The following is a 21,411-nucleotide window of genomic DNA, read 5'->3' on the forward strand; positions in this document are numbered from 1 at the left end:
CATGAGCGAACTCGAACAATTGAAGCGCAGCATCGACCGGCTCGAATCGCGCTTCGCCATCAGCGAACTGGTGACGGCCTACGCGGTGGCCTGTGACGAACACGACATGCCGCGCCTGACCGGCCTGTTCACCGCCGACGCGGTGTTCGACTCACCGAGCGGCGCGATGGTGGCGCATGGCCGCGATGCCATCGAATCGATGTTCATCGAGCTGTTCAAGGTACGTGGCCCGGCATTTCACTGGACGCACGATCACACGGTGAGCTTCGATGAGCGCGATGCGGATCGCGCCACCGGCCTGGTGCTGAGCCATGCCGAGACCTGCCCGGCCGAGGTCGTGAGCCTCGCCGCGATGCGCTACAACGACGAATACCGGCGCGAGAACGGGCGCTGGCATTTCGCCCATCGCACCATCAATTTCCTCTACTACGTGCCGGTGACCGAGTTCCCGACGGTGTTCAAGAGCCGCGACCGCCTGAGCATACGCGGCACGCGCATGCCGGCCGATTATCCGGAAACCCTGGCCTGCTGGCAGGCCTTCCACGCGCAACACGTTGTCGAGAAATAAGCGAGACCGCCGCCATGACGCGCCATGAAGAAATGCTCGACCTCACGCGCCGCGCGCTGCAGCACTACCGCAATGGCACCACCGACCAGGCGCCGTCGGTGATGAGCCAGCCGGTGGCGGCCTATGTCGACGAAGCCCGTTACCAGCGCGAAGTCGAGCGCGTGTTCAAGCACCTGCCGCAGGCCCTCGCGCTCAGCATCGAGATCCCGCAGGCCGGCGACTACCGCGCCATGCAGGTGCTGGACGTGCCGGTGATCGTGGTGCGCGGCAAGGACGGCCGCGCGCGCGCGTTCCTGAACGCCTGTCGTCATCGCGGCGCCAAGGTCTGCCAGCACGGCAGCGGCAACGCGCGCGTCTTCACCTGCCCCTACCACGCCTGGGCCTACAACGAGCAGGGCGCATTGATCAGCCGTTACGCCGCCGACACCTTCGGCGAAGTCGATCATGCGAGCCTGGGCCTCACCGAACTCGACTGCGCCGAGCGCGCCGGCCTGGTGTTCGTCAAGTTGACGCCCGGCGAGGCGCTGGACATCGATACCTGGCTCGGCGATTTCGCCGCCGAGCTCGGCAGCTTGAAACTCGACAGCTGGCACATCTACACGCAGCGCGAACTCGACGGCCCAGGCTGGAAAGTCGCGCTCGACGGCTATCTCGAGGCCTATCACCACAATTCGCTGCACGGCAAGACCGTCGGCAAGATGACCATCGGCAACCTGCTGGTGCTCGATACCTACGGCCCCCATCAGCGCCTGACCTTTGGCCGCAAAACGCTTGCCGAACTCGTCGACCAGCCGGAATCGAGCTGGGAAGTGGACAAGCACATCCGTCTCATCCACAACTGTTTCCCCAACCTGTCGGTGTCCGGCATCCTCGGCGATCATTGCCTGGTCAGCCAGATCTTTCCCGGCCCGACGCCGACCACCACGCTCACGCGCCAGACGGTGCTGGTGGCCACGCCGCCGGTCAGCGAAGAACAGCGCGCGGCGTCGGAGTTGTTCAGCAGCATGGTGCTGCAGGCGGTGCGCGACGAGGACTACGCGGTCGGCCGCACCATCCAGGACGGTTTGAAATCCGGCGCCAACCTCGACTTCCTGTTCGGCCGCAACGAGCCGGCCGTGCAGAACTATCACAACACCATCGCGCGACTGATGGCCGGCGCCTCGCGCTGAACGCCGCACAGGATTTCCGGATACCCGCCATGAGCACGAACAAACCGCAGAACCTCGAACATCTCGCCCGGCAGTTCGACATCGACGACCCGCTGTTCGCGACGCACTTCGAAGACGTGCTCGAACACCTGGTGGCGAAATGCCCGGTGGCGCACAGCACGGTCGGGCCCGGCTACCGCGTGTTCAATCGCTATCGTGATGTCAGGCGCTGCGCGATGGACTGGCGCAGCTTCAGCAGCGCCGACGGCTGGATGTTGAATCCGCCGGAAGGCAACATCGCCATCCTGCCCGAGGATCTCGACCCGCCCTATCACACCGAGTGGCGGCGCGCGCTCAACAGCTTCTTCACCGCCGGCGCCTGCGAAGCGCTGGAGGCGCCGGCGCGCGCCTATGCCGCCGAACTGGTCGAACGCTTCGCGGCGCGCGGCGAGTGCGAATTCGTCGCCGACTTCGCCGCGCAGTTGCCGGGCCTCATCCTGTTCAAACACATCCTGCCGGTGCCGGTCGCCGAACTGCCGACCTTGTTCAACGACATCGACGTCTATTCCTTCGGCCCCATGGATCAGCGTGCCGACGCCTTCGGTCGCGTCTACACCTACCTGCAGGGCTTTCTCGAACAGCGCGCCCGGGAGCCATCTCGCGGCGGTGACATCGTCGACGTGATACTCGCCGGCGTCGACAAGGACGGCGCGCCCTGCTCGTGGGAAGACAAGATCCACGTGGTGCTGGACGTGGTGTTCGCCGGCCTCGCCACCACCACCCACGCCATCTCGGGCGCTATCTATGCACTTGCCACGGACCCCTCGATACGCGCAGCCTTGGCGCGTGACCCGGCGCGCATGCATACCGCCGTCGAGGAAACGGTGCGTCTCTATGCGCCGGTGGTGGCGGTGGGTCGCAGCGTGCGCCAGGACTGCGAGGTGGCGGGCGAGCAGCTCAAGGCCGGCGATCGCGTGGCGTTGAACTACGCCGCCGCATCACGCGACCCGGAAGTGTGCACGCAGCCGGAACGTTTCGACATCGAGCGCGAGGAAGTGGTGCACACCGCGTTCGGCGTCGGCCCGCATCGCTGCCTGGGTGAACACCTGGCGCGGCTCGAGATCCGCGTGGCGGTGGAAGAATTCCTGAAGCGCATTCCGGATTTCGAACTGGCGCCCGGCACGCAGCCGGTATACGAGAGTGGGCAGTTGCGCACCATGAAGAATCTTCATTTGCGCTGGCAAGTGGCCTAGTCTCCCCGTAGGTGCGAATTCATTCGCACATTGAATTGCCAGGGTCGACGCAGCGCCGCGCGGTTCAATGTGCGAATGAATTCGCACCTACAACATTGGCAAGCTTCCGAGCCGCAGGAGCCGCTTGATGAAAACCCTCACCATCAACCGCCAGCAGCGCGAACTCGATTCTCCCGATGACACCCCACTGCTGTGGGTCCTGCGCGACGAGCTCGGCCTGACCGGCACCAAGTACGGCTGCGGCAAAGCGCTGTGCGGCGTCTGCACGGTGCTGGTCGACGGCGCGCCACGGCGAGCGTGCATCACGCCCCTGGCCGCCCTCGACAAGCACGCCGTCACCACCATCGAAGGCGCCGACTCCAAGGTCGCACGCGCCGTGATCGAGGCCTGGACCGCGCTCGACGTCGCGCAGTGCGGCTACTGCCAATCCGGGCAGATCATGGCCGCGACCGCGCTGCTCGAAAGCAATCGCCGACCGAGTGACGCCGACATCAACGCCGCCATGGATGCCATCCTGTGCCGCTGCGCAACCTATGTGCGCATACGCGCGGCCATCCATGCGGCGGCGGAGGCGCTGGCATGAACAATCCGATCACCGTGCTCGGTCGCCGGGATTTTCTTAAAGTCGGCCTCGCCGCGAGCAGCGGCCTGTGGCTGGGACTGCGGCTGGACGACGCGGCGGCGCTGGATGCGCCGGCCACTGGCGATTTCGCGCCCAACGCCTTCGTGCGCATCGGCCGCGACGACAGTGTGACCGTCATCGCCAAGCACCTCGAGATGGGCCAGGGCGTGCATACCGGCCTCGCCACCCTGCTCGTCGAAGAACTCGACGCCGATTGGGCGCAGCTGCGCATCGAGGCGGCGCCGGCCGACGCGAGTCGCTACAACAATCTCAAGTGGGGCCCTTACCAGGGCACCGGCGGCAGTTCGTCGATCAGCAACGCGTGGCTGCAGATGCGCGAAGCGGGCGCCATGGCACGTGCACTGCTGGTGTCGGCGGCAGCCGCGCAATGGCAGGTCGATGCCGGCGAGGTCACGGTCGTCAAAGGCCGCGTGCGACATGCCGCCAGCCAACGGGAAAGCGGCTTCGGCGCCTTGGTCGACGCCGCCGCGCGCCTGCCGCTGCCCGGCGAAGTCAAGCTCAAGGCGCCACGGGATTTCGTCTACATCGGCAAGTCCGCGCCGCGCAGCGACGGCGCCGCCAAGAGCCGTGGCGCGGCCCTCTACACCATCGACCTGCGTCTGCCCGGCATGCGTCACGCGGTCATGCTGCATCCGCCGCGTTTCGGCGCCACGCCGGCGAAAGTCGACGATACCGCGGCGCGTGCCGTGCCCGGCGTCCATGCCGTGCTGCGCTTCGACGAGGGCGTGGCGGTGGTCGCCGATTCGTTGTGGGTGGCGCTGCGCGGCCGCGATGCACTCGCGGTCGAATGGAACGACAGCGCCGCCCTGCGCCTCGACAGCGAAGCGCAACGCCAGGACTACCGCGAACGCGCCGCACGTGCCGGCCAGGCGCTGCGCAACGACGGCGACGTCGAGGCCGCGCTCGGCGCGGCGCCGTCCGTGGTCGAGGCTACCTACGAAGTGCCTTACCTCGCGCATGCCTCGATGGAGCCCATGAACTGCGTTGCGCAACTCGGCGAACACGGCTGCGATCTGTGGTACGGCGCGCAATCGCTCACCAGCGATCAGGCCAAGGTCGCCGCCTTGCTGGACATCGCGCCGACGCAGGTCAGGATCCATCAACAGTTTGCCGGCGGCTCGTTCGGCCGGCGCGCCGATATCGGCGCGGGTTACGTGCTGGAAGCGGTGCGCATCGCGCGGGCGCTCGGCGACGGTCGCCCGGTGAAACTGCAATGGACGCGCGAAGACGACATGCGTGGCGGTCGTTACCGGCCGGCCGCGACCCACGCCTTGCGCGGCGCGCTGTCCGCCGACGGCGAACTCACGGCCTGGCAGCAGCGCATCGTCTGCCAGTCGCTGTGGGGCGGCGACGGTCTGCGTGCCGGCAAGGTCGACAAGACCATTCACGAAGGCGCGTCGGACCTGCCTTACCGGGTGACGAACTTGTGCGTAGAAGCGCACGTCGCAGATATCGCGCTGCCGGTGCTGTGGTGGCGTTCGGTGGGCCATACCCATACCGCGTTCGCCGTCGAATGCTTCATCGACGAGCTGGCGCACGCGGCCGGCAAGGATCCGGTCGCGCTGCGCCGCGCGCTGTTGCGTGACGATCCGCGTCGGCTCGCGGTGCTGGATCTCGCCGCACGCGAGTCCGGCTGGGGAACCGCGCTGCCCGCCGGGCGTGGACGCGGTATCGCCGTGCATCGCTCGTTCGGCACCTGGGTCGCTGAAGTGGTGGAAGTCAGCACCGATGCCGACGGCGGCTTCAAGGTCGAACGGGTGACGGTGGCCGTCGATTGCGGCCTCGCCATCAATCCGGACGTGATTCGCGCGCAGATGGAGGGCGGCGTCGGCTATGCGCTGTCAGCGGCGCTCGCGGGCGAGATCACCTTGAAGGATGGCGTGGTGCAGGAGAGCAACTTCGACACCTATCCGCTGCTGCGCATGTCGCAGATGCCGCCGATAGAGGTTCACATCGTGGCGTCGGAGGAAGCGCCGAGCGGCGTGGGCGAACCCGCTGTGCCGCCGCTGGCGCCGGCGCTCGCCAACGCCCTGTTCGCGGCGACCGGCAAACGCCAACGACGACTGCCGTTCCGCGGCGGCGTCTGACCTGCCTCACATGGCGCGGCGACGACGCGCCGCGCCCAGCAGCAGCGCACTGCCGAGCAGCCAGGCCGAGGCCGGCAGCGGTACGCCTTCGGCCTTGAAGCTGCCGTCGGTGTCGCCATTCGCGAACACCAGCACACCGCCCGAGGTCATGACGTTCTCGATATCCCATTGCAGCAGGCTGGCGAGCCCGGTGATCGGACCAAGCGGGAAAGAGAAGTCGTAATCGCTGGGCACCTGAAATACATTGTAGAGGTCGGTACCGATGGGTCCGCCACGCGACAAGCCGAGATTGCCGACCGTGTTGAACACGCGCAGCGTACTCAGCACCGCGAAATCGCCCACGCCCTCGATGTGCACCGCGACCGACGCGAAGTCCAGGTAGCGGCAGTTGTCGACGCCGCAGGCAGCACTGTTGGCGGGGTCGGCCTCGCCGACGATGGCGAACGCGCTGTTCTCGAAGCCGAAGGCATCGAGGCTGCCCGAACCGTGGCCGGTGAAGGTGTAGCGCAGGGTTGCGGCGCCGGCTGGCAGCGCCAGGAGCGTCGTGGAGATTGCGCAGATCAGCATGAGCGCAATGGGGTGAATCCTTTTCATGACTGACTCGCTGTCGTGGTCCTGGTGAGTGAAGATGTACGACTCGCGCCGCGCCGGCAGCCTGTCGTGCCGGCGCAAGTGTCGGTGCTGACGGGCCGAGAAAGAAGCCGCGACAGGCGCGAAATTCATTCTTTGTGACAGGGTTCCGCGATTGGTCCTCAAGAAATTCGTGTTCCAGATTTGCGTCGCGCCCTGCCCGCCGAACACCTCGGCGATGTGCAAGGCGTGCAGCGCATGAGCGTTTCAGTGTCGCGTGCCGCGACGGCTCCAAACCCCTGGCGGCATCGTCACGGCCCGCTCATCTGGGCGCTAGGCGTGGCGCAGGTGGTGTCATGGGGCACGCTGTACTACGGTTTTCCGCTGTTCGTGGTACCGATGCAGAAAGAGTTCGGTTGGTCGCTCGAGGCCCTGAACGGTGCACTGAGCGCGGGCTTGCTGGTGTCGGGGCTGTGCACCTACGGCGCGGGCGCCTGGATCGACCGCTACGGTGGCCGCGGGCTCATGGCCTGCGGCTCATTGGGCACGGCGCTATTGCTGCTGGCGTGGTCGCAGATCACGAGCATCACGGGCCTGTACGTGGTGTGGTTGCTGCTCGGTGCGTGTCTGGCTGCGATCCTGTACGAGCCGGCCTTCATGGTGCTGGGCCGTCATTTCACCAGCGACGCGCGGCGCGCCGTCAGCACGCTGACCTTGATAGCGGGGTTCGCGAGTACCTTCGGCATCCCGTTGATCGAAACGCTGCTCGGCCATTTCGCGTGGCGACAGGTGCTGATCATGCTGGCGGCCATGCATCTGCTGGTGTGCCTGCCGATCCACTGGTGGTTCGTGCCGAGCACGCCGCTGGACCGTGTTCCACATGCCACGCGTGCCAGCGACGACGACGACGCGCGGGCCGTGATGCGCAGTCGTCTGCGCGATCCCGTGCTGTGGGGCCTGGTGGTGTGGTTCACCGCTTACTCGGTGACCGGCGCGGGCCTGGTGTTCCAGCTGGTGCCGTCGCAGAAAGCACTGGGCGTGCCGACCACCACCCTGCTGGTGGCGGTGGCGCTCATCGGGCCGAGCCAGGTCGCCGGCCGCATCGCCATGATGTGGCTCGGCGAGCGCGCCGATCTGCGCGTGCTCGGCGCCATCACCACCACGCTGATTCCGATCTCGCTGCTGATCCTCATTCTCGCGCCGCCCGGTCTGCCGGCGCTGGCGCTGTTCGCGGTGACCTTCGGCATGGGCAATGGCATCACCACCATCCTGCGCGGGGTCGCGCCCGGCGCGTGGTTGGGGCACGAGCACCTGGGCCGCACCATGGGCCTGATCGGCACACCGATGCTGGTCATGACCGCACTCGCGCCCTTGCTCACGGCCGCGGTGTGGAGCGCCACCGGCAGCGTGCATGCCATGCAGTGGAGCGTGTTGGCGGTGGCCTTGTGTGGCGCGGCCGGCTTCTGGTTCGCGGTGTCGAAGCGCCGGCCTACGGCCGCACGCGCATGAGCATCAGCGCCGTGACGGGGCGCGATTGATCATCGCCACGCCGAGCGCGGTCAAGGCTATGCCGACCATCTGCGTCACCAGCATGGTCTCGCCGAACAACAGCCAGGCTTCGAAGGCGGTGGCCGGCGGCACCAGGTAGAACAGGCTGGCGACACGTGCCGCCGCGCCGCGCTGGATGAGCGTCCACAACACGCCGATGGCGCCCAGCGACAACACCACGCACAGCCAGGCGAGGGCGAACACGAACGACGGCGTCCACTCCACCGCGCGCTGCTCGACCGCGAACGCCAGCGCCGCGGTCGGCACCAGCGCGGCACAGAACTGCACCAGCGAGCCGCTCCACAGGTCGACATTCACCACGTAGCGCTTCTGGTAGAGCGTACCGATGGTGATGCCGGCGAGACCCACCACCGCGCACAGCGCCGCGGACGCCGGCAGCTCGCCACGCGCGAAGGATTTCGACAGCACCAGCGTCAGTCCGACGAAGCCCAGCACGAAGCCCAGCCATTGCCGGCCATGCAGGCGCTCGCCGAACAGCGGCCCGACCACGGCGGCGGTGATGAGCGGCTGCGTGCCGACGATCAGGGCCGCGAGGCCCGCATTCAAACCGCCGTGAATGGCGCTGAATACACCGCCGAGATAGGTGCTGTGCATGAGCACGCCGCTGACCGCGAGATGCACATAGACGCGCGGCTCGCGCGGCCAGGCCGCGCCGCGCCAGCGCGCCACCAGCGCCAGCATCGCGATCACGATCACGAAACGGATGGCGAGAAAGGTATGCGGCTCGGCGTGCGGCAGTCCATAGCGCGCGCCGATGAAACCGGTGGACCACAGGAACACGAACAGGGCCGGCGCCAGCGCCGCGAAATTGAACGGGCCATCAGGCGGCGCGCATCAAGCGGAAGTGACGGCGTTCCAGGCGCAGCGGCACCGCGATGTCCAGCAGCGCCTCGGCGCCGACATTGGCGAACATGCTGCGCAGGTCGCGACGCTGTGGCGCCGACAAGCCCTGCCAGGCATCCTGCACCCGCTGCAACATCCACTGGTCGTAGCTGAACAGTGCGCGCGGCACCGTCACTTCGAGCGGCGTTTCGCGTCCGAGCACGATGCGCTGCGTGCCGCAATGACGCGGCACTTCCTGGTCGCGCGGATGCTGTGCGAGGAAACGCTGCACGCCGGCCATCTCACCGACCAGCATGGGTACGAAGTCACGGCACAGCAGTTTGACGATGCGCCACAGGCTGACCGGAATGGTCATCGGCTCGGTGAGGGGCTGCGCGTCCGGCGCGCCGGCGCGCAGGCGCCCGATCCACGCCACCACGCGCGGCGCACGCGCGCTCATCACCTCGCCCGCGGCGGGATCGCGAAACAGGTGCGCATACAGGGGCCCGAAGAATGCGAAGTCACCCAAGGTCGGCGCGCTGCCGAGCAGGTAGGGGTGCTCGGCGAAATGGCTGTCCAGCAGCTGCAGGAAAGCGAGATAGTCCTGTTCGACGGTGGCATAGCTGTCGGGCAACACGCCCAGCGGCGGCAGCCAGCCGTGGAATTGCCGCGCGATCTTCGCGCCGATGCGCAACTGCTCCTCACGCGAATAAAGCGGGTCGTTGTTGTAGCCGAACTCGGCGACGGCAAAATCGTAGTTGTAGTTCCAGCGATAGTGCATGGCCGGCAGTTTCAGCCATTCGTCGCCCAGGAATTCGAGCAGGAAACTCAGCACGCGCGCGCCGCCGGCCGGCGGCAGCAGCGGCGGCACCGGATGACGTGCGTCGATGAGGTCGCACATGTCCGAGGTGTCCTGCACCGTGACATCGTCGGGTGTGACCAGCACCGGCAACACCGGCCAGCCGACGCGCGGCAGGATCACGTCCTTGTATACCGCGCGCGAGGCCTGCACTTCCTCGAAGGGCAGACGCTTGTAGCTGAGCGCGGCGCGGATCTTGGCCGCGTAGTAGGACGCCTCCACGCCGTACAGGACGTAGCCAGCCATGACGCCTCCTTGCGGGCCGTTAAAGCGACAACACCATGCGTGCCACAGGGCGTTCGCGGTACTGGTTGTCCCAGCGGGCCAACGCGTCCAATCCCTGGAGCAAATCGGTCTCGTTGAATCGGGCGAACTGCAAGGTGGCGGCCAGCGTGCAATCGGCCACGCTGACATTCTCACCCAGCAGGAACGGGCGGCCATCGGCCAGCATGTCATCGAGGTACAGCAGCGCCGCCGGCCATTCCGAACATGCCCACTGGGCCACGTGTTCGTTGGCCGGCCTGCCGGTCGGCGAACGGGTGGCGTGCACGTAGGCAATCAAGGGATTCAAGAGTCGCTGCTCGACGATGCGTTCCGCCTGGCGCGCGAGCGCACGCTCGCGGGGTTCCAAGCCCCACATCGGCGGCAGCGGATACATTTCTTCCAAGTAGTCGATGATGCTGAGCGACTCGACGAGGCAGGTGCCGTCGTCGAGTTCCAGTACCGGCAAGGACTCGAAGGGATTGCGCGCGCGGTGCGCCGGCGCATGCTGTTCGCCCTTCGGGCAGCTTCACCACCACGCCTTCGAGTTCGATGGCCGCGCCGCCGGCGATTTTCTCGGCGATGTACAAACGCACCTTGGTCGGATTGGGCGCGACCTGGAACCAGTAGAGCTTCATGGTCGCGCTATCCCCGGTGTTTCAGGCGCTGGCCTTGGCGCGAGCCTTGGGCTTGGTCGCGGCCTTGGCCTTGGCCGGCGTCTTGGCGCGGGCCTTGCCCTTGGCTTTGCAGGCCGCTTCCATGCGGCGCAGTTCTTCCCAGCTCAAGTAGGAAGTAAACCCGCGCTCCTCATCGAAGAACAGCACCGCGCCGTTGCTGATGAACAGGTACTCGGTGTCTTCCAGCGCGGTGGTCGCGCCGTGCAGCATGCCGTTCGGTTCGTAGATGTAATCGCCGGCATTGAGGACGCCATCGCGCACCTTGAGCTTGCCGCTCAGGATGAAGGTATGGGACGCCGACAGGTGCTTGTGCTGGGGCGCGACGAAGCCCTTCTTCCATTTCAACAGCACTGCCCAGCCACCGGTTTCCGAGCCGGTCCACAGGATCTTGACGAAGGAACGTTCGGGGTCGAAGGGCTGCGGCATCCATTCGGTCTTGCTGGCTTGCACCAGCGTGTCCATGAGTTCGGAGTTGAGCGGTGCGATCTGCTGGGGCAGGGCCATGGTGATTCTCCTGGCTGGGTGAATGATTGCCTGTCCGCCGCCATCGCGCGCGGTGCGCACGATGGGTGTCGAAAGAGGCGCGGTCGGCGGCTGCCGCACCCGGTGAATTCAGCGTCCCTGTTCGTCCATGGCCTTGCGTTGCGCGGCGTCCTGGTCTTCGACCACCTGGTTGACCGCCGCCGCCTTGTCCAGCGGTTGCTTGACCTCGGCGGCCAGGCCACCGGCGCCTTGCGGCGGATGATCGTTGTCGAAGCAGGCGCTGAGCGCGAGACACAGACTTGCCAGCATGAGCACGGATGCGGCTTTCATTGGGTTCTCCTCGGCGGTGACGCTGCCGCGAGCCTACCACGATTCCCGCGCGGTCCGGACGTCGAATTCGAAGCTCCAACCGTGGCGCGGCTGGCGATAGAGAAAGGCATAGGCATCGACCAGCGCGTCTATCGAGATCATGCCCTCGTCACCGAGCTTGGCCGCGTACTCCGGCATGGCGGGGGACTCTCGCCGTTGATGGCGCCACGATCCGGCGGGCCTGGATGCGGCCCCCGGCGGCGGGGGCGGGCGGGCGGGCCCGGCCCGCGCCCATGACGATGGCGGTGTTCATGACCATGTCCTCAACGTTTACAGGACATCATTGTAGGTGCGAATTCATTCGCACTTTGCTTGCTCGTTCAGAGGTATTTCGAAGCTGGTGGGATGTGCGAATGAATTCGCACCTACAACGAGAGAACATCCGACACCGGCGGCGCGCTGCCGCCGGTGTCGAGACAGTCTCAGCAGACTTCGAACAGGCCGGCCGCGCCCATGCCGCCGCCGATGCACATGGTCACCACCACGTGCTTGACGCCGCGACGCTTGCCTTCGATGAGCGCATGACCGATGAGGCGGCTGCCGCTCATGCCGAACGGATGGCCGACCGCGATCGCACCGCCGTTGACGTTCAAACGGTCGCCGGGGATGCCGAGCTTGTCGCGGCAGTAGATGACCTGCACGGCAAACGCTTCGTTGAGTTCCCACAGGCCGATGTCGTCGACCTTGAGGCCGGTGCGCTTCAAGAGTTTCGGCACCGCGTAGACCGGGCCGATGCCCATCTCGTCGGGCTCGCAACCGGCGACCGCGAAACCGCGGAAGATGCCGAGCGGATTCAAACCGCGCTTGGCCGCCTGGGTATCGCTCATCACCACCTGCACCGAGGCGCCGTCGGAGAACTGGCTGGCATTGCCGGCCGCGATCACGCCGCCTTCGACGGCCGGGCGGATCTGTGACACGCCTTCATAGGTGGTGTCGCCGCGGATGCCTTCGTCCTGGGAAGCGGTGACTTCACGGAAGGTCTCGGCGCCGGTGTTCTTGTCGACCACTTTCATGGTCACCGTCATCGGAATGATTTCATCGTTGAACTTGCCCGCTTCGCGCGCGGCAAAAGCACGCTGCTGGCTCTGCACACCGAAACGGTCCTGGTCTTCACGCGAGATCTTGTAACGCTTGGCGACGTTCTCGGCGGTCTGCAGCATCGGCATGTAGACGGCCGGCTTGTGCTCCTTCAGCCAGTCCTCGACGAACATGTGCTGGTTCATTTCGTTCTGCACGCAGGAAATGGACTCGACGCCGCCGGCGACGAAGATGTCGCCCTCGCCGGTCAGGATGCGCTGCGCGGCCAGCGCCACGGTCTGCAGGCCCGACGAGCAGAAGCGATTGACGGTCATGCCCGACACGCTGACCGGCATGCCGGCACGCAGCGCGACCTGGCGCGCGATGTTCCAGCCGGTCGCGCCTTCGGGATTGGCGCAGCCCATGATCACGTCTTCGACTTCGGCGGCTTCGACGCCGGCCCGTTCCAGCGCGGCCTTGGCGACGGCGCCGCCCATGGTCGCGCCATGGGTCATGTTGAAAGCGCCACGCCAGCTCTTGCACAGCGGGGTGCGCGCGGTGGAAACGATTACGGCCTCGGTCATGGTGGTGTCCTCTCGGGAAAGTGCATGGGATATTACTGTTTGGCCGCATGGTATTAGATCCGACCGGGCGGATCATCCGCTGGCCGGGGAGGACGCGAGGTGGAACAGCATCAACTGCGCATCGACGGCATCCGCACGCCCTGCCACGACAGTGGCGGCAATGCGCACGAGGCGGTGTTGCTGGTGCACGGCAATCCCGGCAGCGGCGACGACTGGCTGCCGCTGATGGCCGATATCGCGCCCCTCGCGCGCTGCCTCGCGCCCGACCTGCCGGGCTTCGGCACGGCCGACAAACCGGCGGATTTCAATTACACGGTGGCGGGCTACGCCGCGCACCTCGACGCCCTGCTGCGCAGTCTGGGCGTGACGCGCGTACACCTGGTGCTGCACGACTTCGGCGGCCCCTGGGGACTGGCCTGGGCCGCCGCCCATGCCGCGCAGGTCGCCAGCCTCACCCTCATCAACATCGGCATCATGCGCGGCTATCGCTGGCATTACATGGCGCGCCTGTGGCGCACGCCGCTGCTCGGCGAACTGGTGCAGGCCAGCACCACACGCTGGGGCTTTCGCCTCAGCCTCAAGCACGGCAATCCGCGCGGCCTGCCGCCAGACTTCGTCGAGCGCACCTGGCGCAATTACGACCGCGCCACGCGGCGCGCGGTATTGAAGCTGTATCGCGCCACCGACGCACTCGATGAATCGGCCGGCGCCGTGCACGATGCACTGCGCCCGCACGACATCCCGTGCCTGGTGCTATGGGGCCAATGCGACCCCTACGTGCCGTGGCGCTTCGCCGAGCAGCAGCGCGAGACCTTCCCGCGCGCCGACATCGTCTACCTGGAAGACAGCGGCCATTGGCCGTTCATCGACAATCCGCGCGCGGTGTCGGCTGCCGTAGGCGCTTTCGTGGCGGCGCAGGTGTCGCGAAGTTGAAGTGGGTTCAGGCGCCGATGAATGTCAGACTGAAGTCTGACCAACCCACAAGCGATGCATGACGCCATGCGACCAGTTCACGCGGCAGCCGCGGCTTCCGCCGACATTGGGCAAGCCATGACATGCCATCTGGGCCAGGCTTCGGCCCGACATTGGGCAGGCTGAGGCCGGCAGGGTGGCGCTGGCGACAGTGGGCCACGCGGGCGGGGGGCGCGGAGCGTCATGGCATGCATTGTGGGCCAGGCTTCAGCCTGACATTGGGCAGGCCATGACATGCATTGTGGGCCAGGCTTCAGCCTGACATTGGGCAGGCCATGACATGCATTGTAGGCCAGGCTTCAGCCTGACATTGGGCAGGCCATGACATGCATTGTGGGTCAGGCTTCAGCCTGACATTCGAAAGCGGAGAGCATTGTCTGTGCAAACATCGAGAGACCCGCCATGAAGCACGACGACGCCATCCACCAGCGCATGCTCGCTGCCGCCGGTCCCCGGCGGCGGGGTCGCATGCCGGATATGGCCTGAGGCGGGCGCGTGCCATGCCGCCCGATCGTGTGGTAAAAATGGCGGTATGCCCAAGACCCCACCCGGTGAGACCCGCGCGCGACTGCGCGACTTCGTCCTGACCCGCATCCTGGTCGGCGCACCGCCGTCGGTGCGCGAGGTGCAGGAGCATTTCGGATTTCGCTCCACCGCCACCGTGCGCGAGCATCTAGACGCGCTGGTCGAGGCCGGCGAACTCGCACAGGAAAGCGGCCGCGACCGCGGCTACCGCGTGCCCGGCGGCTTCGTGCCGGGCATGGTGCCGATACTCGGGCGCGTGCACGCCGGCGCCCTGCACCAGGCACTGGAAAACATCGAAGGCTACGTGCCGGTGCGCGCCGAACGCGCCACGCGCAGCTTCGCCCTGCGCGTGACGGGCGAAAGCATGGCCGGCCGCGAGATCCACGACGGCGACATCGTGCTGGTGGATCGCGACGCGCGCGTCGCCAACGGCGACATCGTGGTGGCGCTGGTCGGGGATGAAGCGACCATCAAGACCCTGCGCAAGCTCGGGCGCCGCATCGTGCTGGAAGCGGCCAATCCCGATTACGCCGATATCGAACCCGCGGCCGGCGACGGCGAGTTCCGCATCCTGGGCCGCGTGTTCGAAGTAAGGCGCGCCCTATGAGCACCGATCCCTTCGCCAAGCTCAATGCCGCGCAGCGCGCCGCCGCCACCTTTGGCCATCGCGCGGGCAACGGCCCGTGGCAAAGCGCACCGCTGCTGGTGATTGCCGGCGCCGGCACCGGCAAGACCACCACCCTCGCCCATCGCGTCGCGCACCTGTGCCTGAACGGCGTGTCGCCCGATCGCATCCTGCTCCTGACTTTCACGCGCATGGCGGCGCGTGAAATGAGTCAACGCTCGCAGCAGACCGTGGCGGCGGTCATGAAAGCGCGGCATGACAACGAGCGCATCGGCGCGCCGTCCTTCATCGACTGGGCCGGCACCTTTCACGCCATCGGCGCGCGGCTGCTGCGCCATTACCACCACAGCATCGGCCTCGCGGAATCGTTCAGCGTGCTCGACCGCGGCGACGCCGCCGACATGCTGGACGTCGAGCGCCAGGCGCTCGGCTACCACAAGAGTCGCGACCGCTTTCCGCAGAAGAGCACCTGTCTCGACATCTACTCGCGCACCGTCAACGCGCAATGCAGTCTCGAGACCACGCTCGCTTCGTCATTTCCGCATTTCGCGCAGTGGCATGACGAACTGAAAGCCTTGTTCGCCGCCTACGTCGAGCGCAAGCTCGAGCAACAGACACTCGACTACGATGACCTGCTGCTCTACTGGTACTACCTGGTCGAGGACGCAGGCGTCGCCGCCGATATCGGCAGCCATTTCGATCACATCCTGGTCGACGAATACCAGGACACCAACCGCCTGCAGGCCGACATCATCCGGCGCCTGCGGCCGGATGGCGCGGGCCTCACGGTGGTCGGTGACGACGCGCAGTCAATCTATGGCTTCCGCGCGGCGGACGTCGACAACATTCTCGATTTTCCCGATCACTACCCGGGCGCCGCGGTGCTGAAGCTGGAGGACAACTACCGCTCCACCCAGGAGATCCTCGACACCTCCAACACGCTCATGGCCGAAGCGAGCCGCAGTTATCAGAAGGCGCTGCGTGCCGCGCGCGGCGGCGGTCACCGTCCGCAGCTGGTGACGGTCGAGGACGAACAGGAAGAAGCGCAGTACTTGTGCGAGCAGATCCTCGAACGTCGCGAACAGGGCGTGCGCCTGTGGCACCAGGCGGTGCTGTTCCGTAACAGCCGCCATACGCTCAGGCTCGAAGTCGAACTCGGCAAGCGCGACATTCCCTACGTGAAATACGGCGGCTTGAAGTTCATGGAAGCGGCGCACGTGAAAGACGTGCTGTCGGTGCTGAACTGGGCTGAAAATCCGCGCAACGCGCTCGCCGCGTTCCGCGTCCTGCAATTGCTGGACGGCATCGGCCCGGCAACGGCGCGCAAGGCCTGCGATCAACTGCAGGCGCGGCATGGTGACTTCGCGGCGCTGGGCGCGGTGGCCGGCATTTCGCCCGGCACGCGCGCCGCATGGACAGCGACCGAGGCGCTCTCATGAGCGCGCTCCGCCATGCGCCGTGGCCGGGCCAGCTCGAGCAGGTGGTGGCCTGGTACCAACCGCACCTGGAACGCCGCTACGACCACGCCTTCCCACGCGAAGGCGATCTCGAACAGTTACTCGAGCTCGCCAACGATTACGCGTCGCGCCGTGCCTTCCTCACCGAGCTGACGCTGGACCCGCCGAGCGCCAGTGGCGACCTGTCCGGCGCGCCGCACATCGATGAAGACTACCTGGTGCTGTCCACCGTGCACTCGGCCAAGGGCCAGGAGTGGGACACCGTCTACGTGCAGCACTTCAGCGACGGCAGCTTTCCCAACGAGTTCGCCGCCGGCGACGACAAGAAGCTCGAGGAAGAGCGGCGCCTCGCCTATGTCGCGCTGACGCGCGCCAAGAACAAGCTGGTGCTGGTCAATCCCTTCAAGTATTTCGTGGTGCAGCAGCCGAAGTTCGGTGACCGCCACGTGTACGGCACCAAGAGCCGCTTTCTCACCGAGCCGGTGCTGGCGACCTTGGACAGCGGCCACTGGCGCAGCCGCGTCGAGGGCCATGGCGGCCTGCGTGACGACCGTCGCGTCGATCTCAAGCAGCGCGCGCGCGCCATGTGGCGCTGACAACGACGCCTCACGGCGCCTGCACGAGGCGCGCGAGTTCGTGCTCGGCGTAAAGCGCCTCGGCCCGTTCGAACAACTGGCGGTCTTCGAAACGCACGTGCTCATGGAGCAGTTCGCCGAAGCGGCGCTGAGCCGCGCGGTCGCCGGCCTCGATATCCTCCATCAAGCTGCGTAGCTGTTGATGCTCGGCCAAGGTGCGCTCGACCAGCTGCAGCTCGCCGGCGGCGCGCAGCGCCGGCAACAGGCCTTGCTCCTCGCACCGGAAATGCGGCTCGAGCAGGGTCGACCATGCGACACGCAGGTCCGCCAACAGCCCGGCATCGTCGGGTGACGCGCGCTGCAGGCGCCGCGCCAGCACCAGCGCGCCGTGATGCTCGCGCGCGAGCGGTGTGAGTGCCTCGCTACGTTTCATCGCTTGCTCAACATGCAATCTCGACCCTGCCGTCACTATAGACCGCGGCGGCGAGCACTGTCGCCGCGCCGCGCATGATCGAAATCAAGCCGCTCACGCGTCGAAGGCGCCGGCGCTTTACCGCGGCCACGGGCGATGCCAGAGTCGCAGGTGTATTCGATGTCGAGCCGTAGCCTTGTCCATCATGCATGACGAGATCTCCCGAGGTGACTGAGACCGCGCTGTTCGGCTGGCTGACGCTGGCGCTGGCCGTACAGCTCACCATCGGCGTGCTGGTGCTGTGGTGGCGCAACCGCTTGCCGGCCGCCGCGCCCGCCGTGACCGATGGCAGCCATGAACACCCCAGCCTGTTCAGCCAGGAAGTCGTGCCCTTCGCACTCGCGCTGCTGGGCCTGGTGCTGGCGGCAATCGTCGTCGACGCTGTGCTGCATTGGTATCACCGCGTGTGGATCGGACGCTACCTCGGCATCGCCGGCACACTGCTGATCATCGCCTCTTTCGGCTATTCGCTGCGCAAGCGCAGGATCATCCGGCGCGGCCATCCCATGACCTTGCTGCGCCTGCATGAACGGCTGGCGTGGAGCGGCGCGCTGCTGGTGCTGGTGCACGCCGGCATCCATTTCAATGGCCTTTTGGGCTGGCTGGCGGTCGGCGCCATGATGATCAACGTCACCAGCGGACTGACCGGCAAGTTCCTGCTGGCGCGTGCGCGCCGGCGACTGGAAGCCACCCGCCAGCAACTGCGCGCCGAGGGTTTGTCGGACGATCTCATCGAACAACAGGTGCACTGGGACAGCCTGACCCTCGACCTGGTGCGACGCTGGCGCGAGGTGCACTTCCCCATCGCGCTGGCTTTCGCGGTGCTGGCGCTGGCCCACATCCTCGCCATCTTCCTGTACTGGGACTGGCACTGATGCGACGCTGGAGTTTCGTCCTGGTCGCAGTCAATCTCGTGGTGCTGATGACGCTGGTGTTCGTCTATCCGCAGTTCATGGTGTCGCCCGGGCCGCTGCAGGCCGGGCACGAGGATCTCGAAAGCGACTGCTTCGCCTGCCATGCGCCCCTGCGTGGCGCCAGTGCCGAACGTTGTATCGCATGCCATGCGCTGGACGAGATTGGCGTGCGCACTTCGCGCGGCGTCGCCATCGTTGACGACAAGAAGCGCACCGCCTTCCATGCCTCGCTGCTGGACAGCGACTGCATGGCCTGCCATGGCGCGCACCGCCTGCCGCCCTTGAGTCATCGCCATGCTCCGGCGTTCGCCCATGCCCTGCTCGAACCGAAAATACGCGAGCAGTGCGAAACCTGTCATACCGCGCCGTCCGACAAACTGCATGCGAGGATGGACGGCGGCTGCGCCCATTGCCATGTCGACAGCCAGTGGAAACCGGCGAGTTTCGATCATGACAAGTACTTCAAGCTCGACCGCCACCATGACAAGGCCTGCGATCGCTGTCATGTCGACAACGACTTCACGCGCTACACCTGCTTTGGCTGCCATGCCCACGAGCGGGACGACGTGCTGGCCGAACATCGCGAAGAAGGCATCACCGATATCGAAGACTGCGCGGCTTGCCATCCGGACTCGCGCGAAAGCCATGCGCGCAAGAAGCCGCGCGCGCGGCCAGCGCGCGACTGAACCGGCGGCGCGCCGCTCGCGATCGGATCAGGCCTCGCGCCGCGCCAGCATCACGCCCAGTACGGCAAGCCCCAGCCCCTGCAGCGCCCACAGCGGCGCCAGGGACGCGCGGCCCTGCCATCCCAGGCGCTGGCCGAGATTCCAGGCGGCGGGCGCGGCCTCGGCCCGCGGCCATTTCATGTGTATGCCCTGGCTGGCCAGCGATATGCGACCCACCCGCCATTGCGGCACGAGGTAATCGGCGAAGGGCTGCGCGACGCCGAGCGGCGTTTGCGGATTGACGGCGGTGGCGAGCAGGGTCGCGCCATAGGACAGCGCGAGCAGCACGGCCAGCAACAGGCCCATGCAACGCGCCAGCACGCGGCTGCGCCAGTGCATCGCGCCCATGCCACCGGCCAACAGTGCGAGAAACGGCAGGCAGGGCACGAGGAAACGCGGGCCATAGGTCCAGCCGCCCTGCCAGTCGACCAGCGACGCGTTCATCCAGAAATACAGCACCACCACCGCGGCGGCGCATAGCGCGGCCTGGGCGCGGCCGCGACGCAGCCATACCAGCAAGCCGGGCGCCGCCAGCAGCAGCCACGGCGCGCTGTAGAACATGCCACGGTAGGCGCCGACTGTGATCTCGCGCAGCACCGCGGCATCGGGGACGCCGAGGCCCATGAAGAAACCCTGGTGGCGAAATGGCATGGTGGAAAACTCGTAGGCCAGCGTCCACGGTGCGCCGAACGCACGCCAGTGATAGAAGGCCAACAGCAGCAGCGGCGGCAACGCGCCGATGGCCAGCGCCAGCACGCCACGCACGCCATGACGCAGGGCCAACACGCCCATCGCCAGTGCGCCGAGCAGCGCCTGGTACTCGACCATGCACGCCAGCCCCACGCACAGGCCGGCGTACATCGCGTGCGTCGCATCACGATCGTCATCGCGGAGCAGCAGCGCGAACGCGAACAGCAACAAGGCGCCGACCAGTTGATGACCAAACAGCATGGTCGAATAGGGCCACGCCATGGTCGCCAGACCATAGCCGAGCGCACAGGCCACCGCCCACGCCGGGCGTGCGCCGAAAGACAGCAGCAGCATGTGCAGCACCCACACCGCCAGCGCGCCGGGCACGGCGGCGGTGGCCAGGGTGATGACGTAGGCCGCGAAGTTGAGGCGCGCGGCATCGGGTTCGCGTTCGCCCTGCATGAGCAGCGCGTAGACCGGTGCGGCCAACAGCGATTGACCCGGCGCCTTGTCGCAATAGATGTGGCCGGCGCGCGCCGACACGTCGCCGGTATTGGCGGCATAGTCATCGATGGCGAAGCTGTGGCGCTCGACGATGGCGCGGGTCAGATCGAAGCGGCTGTTCTGGTTCCAGCCGCCGCCCTGGTAGAACCACGCGTAGCTGACGAGACACAGCACGCACAGCAGCAAACCTTCGCGTCGCGCCGCGGCCCTGCTCATGCGGTCCAATGTCATGGCGAGTGCTTGCCCTGCGTTGCCCATGCGCGACGCGCGGATTGCGCGGCGACGATGCGGTTGATTGAATAGCCGGAGCGGTCCACCGCAGACTAGCACGGATTGCCTTTCACCCATTGCTGACCTTCGCGTCACGCGGGCGAGCAGGCTCGACGTGATGCCGGGCCGTGGCGCATGGGCGGCGTGGGTGAGCCGCGAAAAACAGTTCCGCTAGCGCCCGCGGCGAAGAATCTGATCTTTCGATGGTCGCATGGCGGTGGCACGGCCCGTACAATCGGGGCGTCCCACCACGAGATCACCGCCATGGCCAAGCTGCACGCCGTTCCGAGTTCCTCTCTGTCGGGTTTCAAATCCGACACCATCACCTGGCAACGCCTGGTGGGCGACGCCAACTTCGATTACCCCATCGACTACTGGGTGGCGGTGCTGGGCGGCGACGCGGCCGCCGGCCGCATCGACTTCCTCATCAAGTGGGAAGCCCACGCCTACTGCCATTTCCATCGCCACCTCGGCGCCACCACCACCCTGGTGCTGGAAGGCGAACTGCACGTCGAAGACATCGATGGCGACACGCGCGCGCACAGGGTTCGCCCGCTCGGCGACTTCGTGCGCAAGGACGGCGGTGACGTGCACATGGAATACGGCGGCGCCGAGGGCGCGGTGGTGTTGTTCAGCATGCAGGCCGATGACGGCCGGCTGTTCGACATACTCGACAGGGACATGAACGTGCTGGGCGTGGTGACGGTGGAGAACCTGCTCGCGGGGCGGCTGATGTCTTGATTGATATTTTTTGATGTGCGAATGAATTCGC

The 21,411-nt window shown here is 66.6% G+C and carries 23 protein-coding genes; 13 read left to right on the forward strand and 10 right to left on the reverse strand.

The window, feature by feature from the left end:
• The first annotated feature begins 1 nt into the window (after window position 1).
• From IPM80_07735 to IPM80_07755, 5 genes are all read left to right on the forward strand, one after another.
• Window positions 2-568, forward strand: coding sequence for a nuclear transport factor 2 family protein (locus IPM80_07735; GenBank protein ID MBK8958316.1), 567 nt, complete (start codon window positions 2-4; stop codon window positions 566-568).
• A gap of 14 nt (window positions 569-582) precedes the next feature.
• Window positions 583-1,737 carry an aromatic ring-hydroxylating dioxygenase subunit alpha gene (locus IPM80_07740; protein MBK8958317.1) on the forward strand — a complete coding sequence of 385 codons (1,155 nt, stop codon included), beginning with the start codon at window positions 583-585 and terminating at the stop codon, window positions 1,735-1,737.
• Between the two features lie 29 nt (window positions 1,738-1,766).
• Window positions 1,767-2,969: a cytochrome P450 gene (locus IPM80_07745; GenBank protein ID MBK8958318.1), complete on the forward strand. Its 1,203-nt coding sequence runs from the start codon at window positions 1,767-1,769 to the stop codon at window positions 2,967-2,969.
• A gap of 127 nt (window positions 2,970-3,096) precedes the next feature.
• On the forward strand, window positions 3,097-3,552 hold the full coding sequence (locus tag IPM80_07750; protein ID MBK8958319.1) for a (2Fe-2S)-binding protein: 456 nt from the start codon (window positions 3,097-3,099) through the stop codon (window positions 3,550-3,552).
• Entirely contained in the window at window positions 3,549-5,699 is a 2,151-nt protein-coding gene (locus IPM80_07755; GenBank protein ID MBK8958320.1) for a xanthine dehydrogenase family protein molybdopterin-binding subunit, read from the forward strand. Before IPM80_07750 ends, IPM80_07755 begins: the two co-directional genes overlap by 4 nt.
• Window positions 5,700-5,705: 6 nt before the next feature.
• Here IPM80_07755 and IPM80_07760 read toward each other — a convergent pair whose 3' ends face one another.
• Window positions 5,706-6,293 (reverse strand): hypothetical protein, encoded by a 588-nt coding sequence (locus IPM80_07760; GenBank protein MBK8958321.1) that lies wholly within the window; start codon window positions 6,291-6,293, stop codon window positions 5,706-5,708.
• A 234-nt stretch (window positions 6,294-6,527) separates the two neighbouring features.
• On the opposite strand from IPM80_07760, the gene IPM80_07765 reads away from it, so the two are divergent.
• Entirely contained in the window at window positions 6,528-7,778 is a 1,251-nt protein-coding gene (locus IPM80_07765) for an MFS transporter (GenBank protein ID MBK8958322.1), read from the forward strand.
• Window positions 7,779-7,781: 3 nt separating this feature from the next.
• Here IPM80_07765 and IPM80_07770 read toward each other — a convergent pair whose 3' ends face one another.
• From IPM80_07770 to IPM80_07800, 7 genes are all read right to left on the reverse strand, one after another.
• The gene (locus IPM80_07770) at window positions 7,782-8,636 is read right to left on the reverse strand and encodes a DMT family transporter (GenBank protein ID MBK8958323.1); all 855 of its coding nucleotides are present in this window, start codon (window positions 8,634-8,636) and stop codon (window positions 7,782-7,784) included.
• 22 nt (window positions 8,637-8,658) lie between these two features.
• Window positions 8,659-9,765 (reverse strand): glutathione S-transferase, encoded by a 1,107-nt coding sequence (locus tag IPM80_07775; protein ID MBK8958324.1) that lies wholly within the window; start codon window positions 9,763-9,765, stop codon window positions 8,659-8,661.
• A 19-nt stretch (window positions 9,766-9,784) separates the two neighbouring features.
• Window positions 9,785-10,249 (reverse strand): glutathione S-transferase family protein, encoded by a 465-nt coding sequence (locus IPM80_07780; GenBank protein MBK8958325.1) that lies wholly within the window; start codon window positions 10,247-10,249, stop codon window positions 9,785-9,787.
• Window positions 10,250-10,439: 190 nt separating this feature from the next.
• Complete coding sequence (locus IPM80_07785; GenBank protein MBK8958326.1) at window positions 10,440-10,961, reverse strand: cupin domain-containing protein; 522 nt, start codon at window positions 10,959-10,961, stop codon at window positions 10,440-10,442.
• A 108-nt stretch (window positions 10,962-11,069) separates the two neighbouring features.
• The gene (locus IPM80_07790) at window positions 11,070-11,270 is read right to left on the reverse strand and encodes a hypothetical protein (GenBank protein MBK8958327.1); all 201 of its coding nucleotides are present in this window, start codon (window positions 11,268-11,270) and stop codon (window positions 11,070-11,072) included.
• Window positions 11,271-11,303: 33 nt separating this feature from the next.
• Complete coding sequence (locus IPM80_07795; GenBank protein ID MBK8958328.1) at window positions 11,304-11,447, reverse strand: hypothetical protein; 144 nt, start codon at window positions 11,445-11,447, stop codon at window positions 11,304-11,306.
• A gap of 284 nt (window positions 11,448-11,731) precedes the next feature.
• Window positions 11,732-12,910 carry an acetyl-CoA C-acyltransferase gene (locus IPM80_07800; protein ID MBK8958329.1) on the reverse strand — a complete coding sequence of 393 codons (1,179 nt, stop codon included), beginning with the start codon at window positions 12,908-12,910 and terminating at the stop codon, window positions 11,732-11,734.
• Window positions 12,911-13,024: 114 nt separating this feature from the next.
• Here IPM80_07800 and IPM80_07805 point away from each other — a divergent pair, with 114 nt between their 5' ends.
• From IPM80_07805 to IPM80_07820, 4 genes are all read left to right on the forward strand, one after another.
• Window positions 13,025-13,843: an alpha/beta hydrolase gene (locus IPM80_07805; protein MBK8958330.1), complete on the forward strand. Its 819-nt coding sequence runs from the start codon at window positions 13,025-13,027 to the stop codon at window positions 13,841-13,843.
• 571 nt (window positions 13,844-14,414) lie between these two features.
• On the forward strand, window positions 14,415-15,014 hold the full coding sequence (gene lexA / locus IPM80_07810; GenBank protein MBK8958331.1) for a repressor LexA: 600 nt from the start codon (window positions 14,415-14,417) through the stop codon (window positions 15,012-15,014).
• Entirely contained in the window at window positions 15,011-16,471 is a 1,461-nt protein-coding gene (locus IPM80_07815) for an ATP-dependent helicase (GenBank protein MBK8958332.1), read from the forward strand. The genes lexA and IPM80_07815 overlap by 4 nt, the downstream gene beginning before the upstream one ends.
• Window positions 16,468-17,085, forward strand: coding sequence for an ATP-dependent helicase (locus IPM80_07820; protein MBK8958333.1), 618 nt, complete (start codon window positions 16,468-16,470; stop codon window positions 17,083-17,085). The genes IPM80_07815 and IPM80_07820 overlap by 4 nt, the downstream gene beginning before the upstream one ends.
• Window positions 17,086-17,095: 10 nt before the next feature.
• On the opposite strand, the gene IPM80_07825 is transcribed toward IPM80_07820, so the two are convergent.
• Complete coding sequence (locus IPM80_07825) at window positions 17,096-17,497, reverse strand: hemerythrin domain-containing protein (protein MBK8958334.1); 402 nt, start codon at window positions 17,495-17,497, stop codon at window positions 17,096-17,098.
• Window positions 17,498-17,844: 347 nt separating this feature from the next.
• On the opposite strand from IPM80_07825, the gene IPM80_07830 reads away from it, so the two are divergent.
• Both IPM80_07830 and IPM80_07835 read left to right on the forward strand, forming a co-directional pair.
• A complete protein-coding gene (locus IPM80_07830; GenBank protein ID MBK8958335.1) occupies window positions 17,845-18,411 on the forward strand; it encodes a hypothetical protein in 567 nt (188 codons plus the stop codon).
• Window positions 18,408-19,136 carry a class III cytochrome C family protein gene (locus IPM80_07835; GenBank protein MBK8958336.1) on the forward strand — a complete coding sequence of 243 codons (729 nt, stop codon included), beginning with the start codon at window positions 18,408-18,410 and terminating at the stop codon, window positions 19,134-19,136. The genes IPM80_07830 and IPM80_07835 overlap by 4 nt, the downstream gene beginning before the upstream one ends.
• Before the next feature lie 27 nt (window positions 19,137-19,163).
• On the opposite strand, the gene IPM80_07840 is transcribed toward IPM80_07835, so the two are convergent.
• A complete protein-coding gene (locus IPM80_07840; protein ID MBK8958337.1) occupies window positions 19,164-20,585 on the reverse strand; it encodes a hypothetical protein in 1,422 nt (473 codons plus the stop codon).
• Between the two features lie 318 nt (window positions 20,586-20,903).
• Between IPM80_07840 and IPM80_07845 the strand changes: the two genes are divergently transcribed.
• Window positions 20,904-21,380 carry a hypothetical protein gene (locus IPM80_07845; GenBank protein MBK8958338.1) on the forward strand — a complete coding sequence of 159 codons (477 nt, stop codon included), beginning with the start codon at window positions 20,904-20,906 and terminating at the stop codon, window positions 21,378-21,380.
• Window positions 21,381-21,411: the final 31 nt, after the last annotated feature.

It is taken from the genome of Pseudomonadota bacterium (assembly GCA_016719885.1).
Lineage (GTDB): Bacteria > Pseudomonadota > Gammaproteobacteria.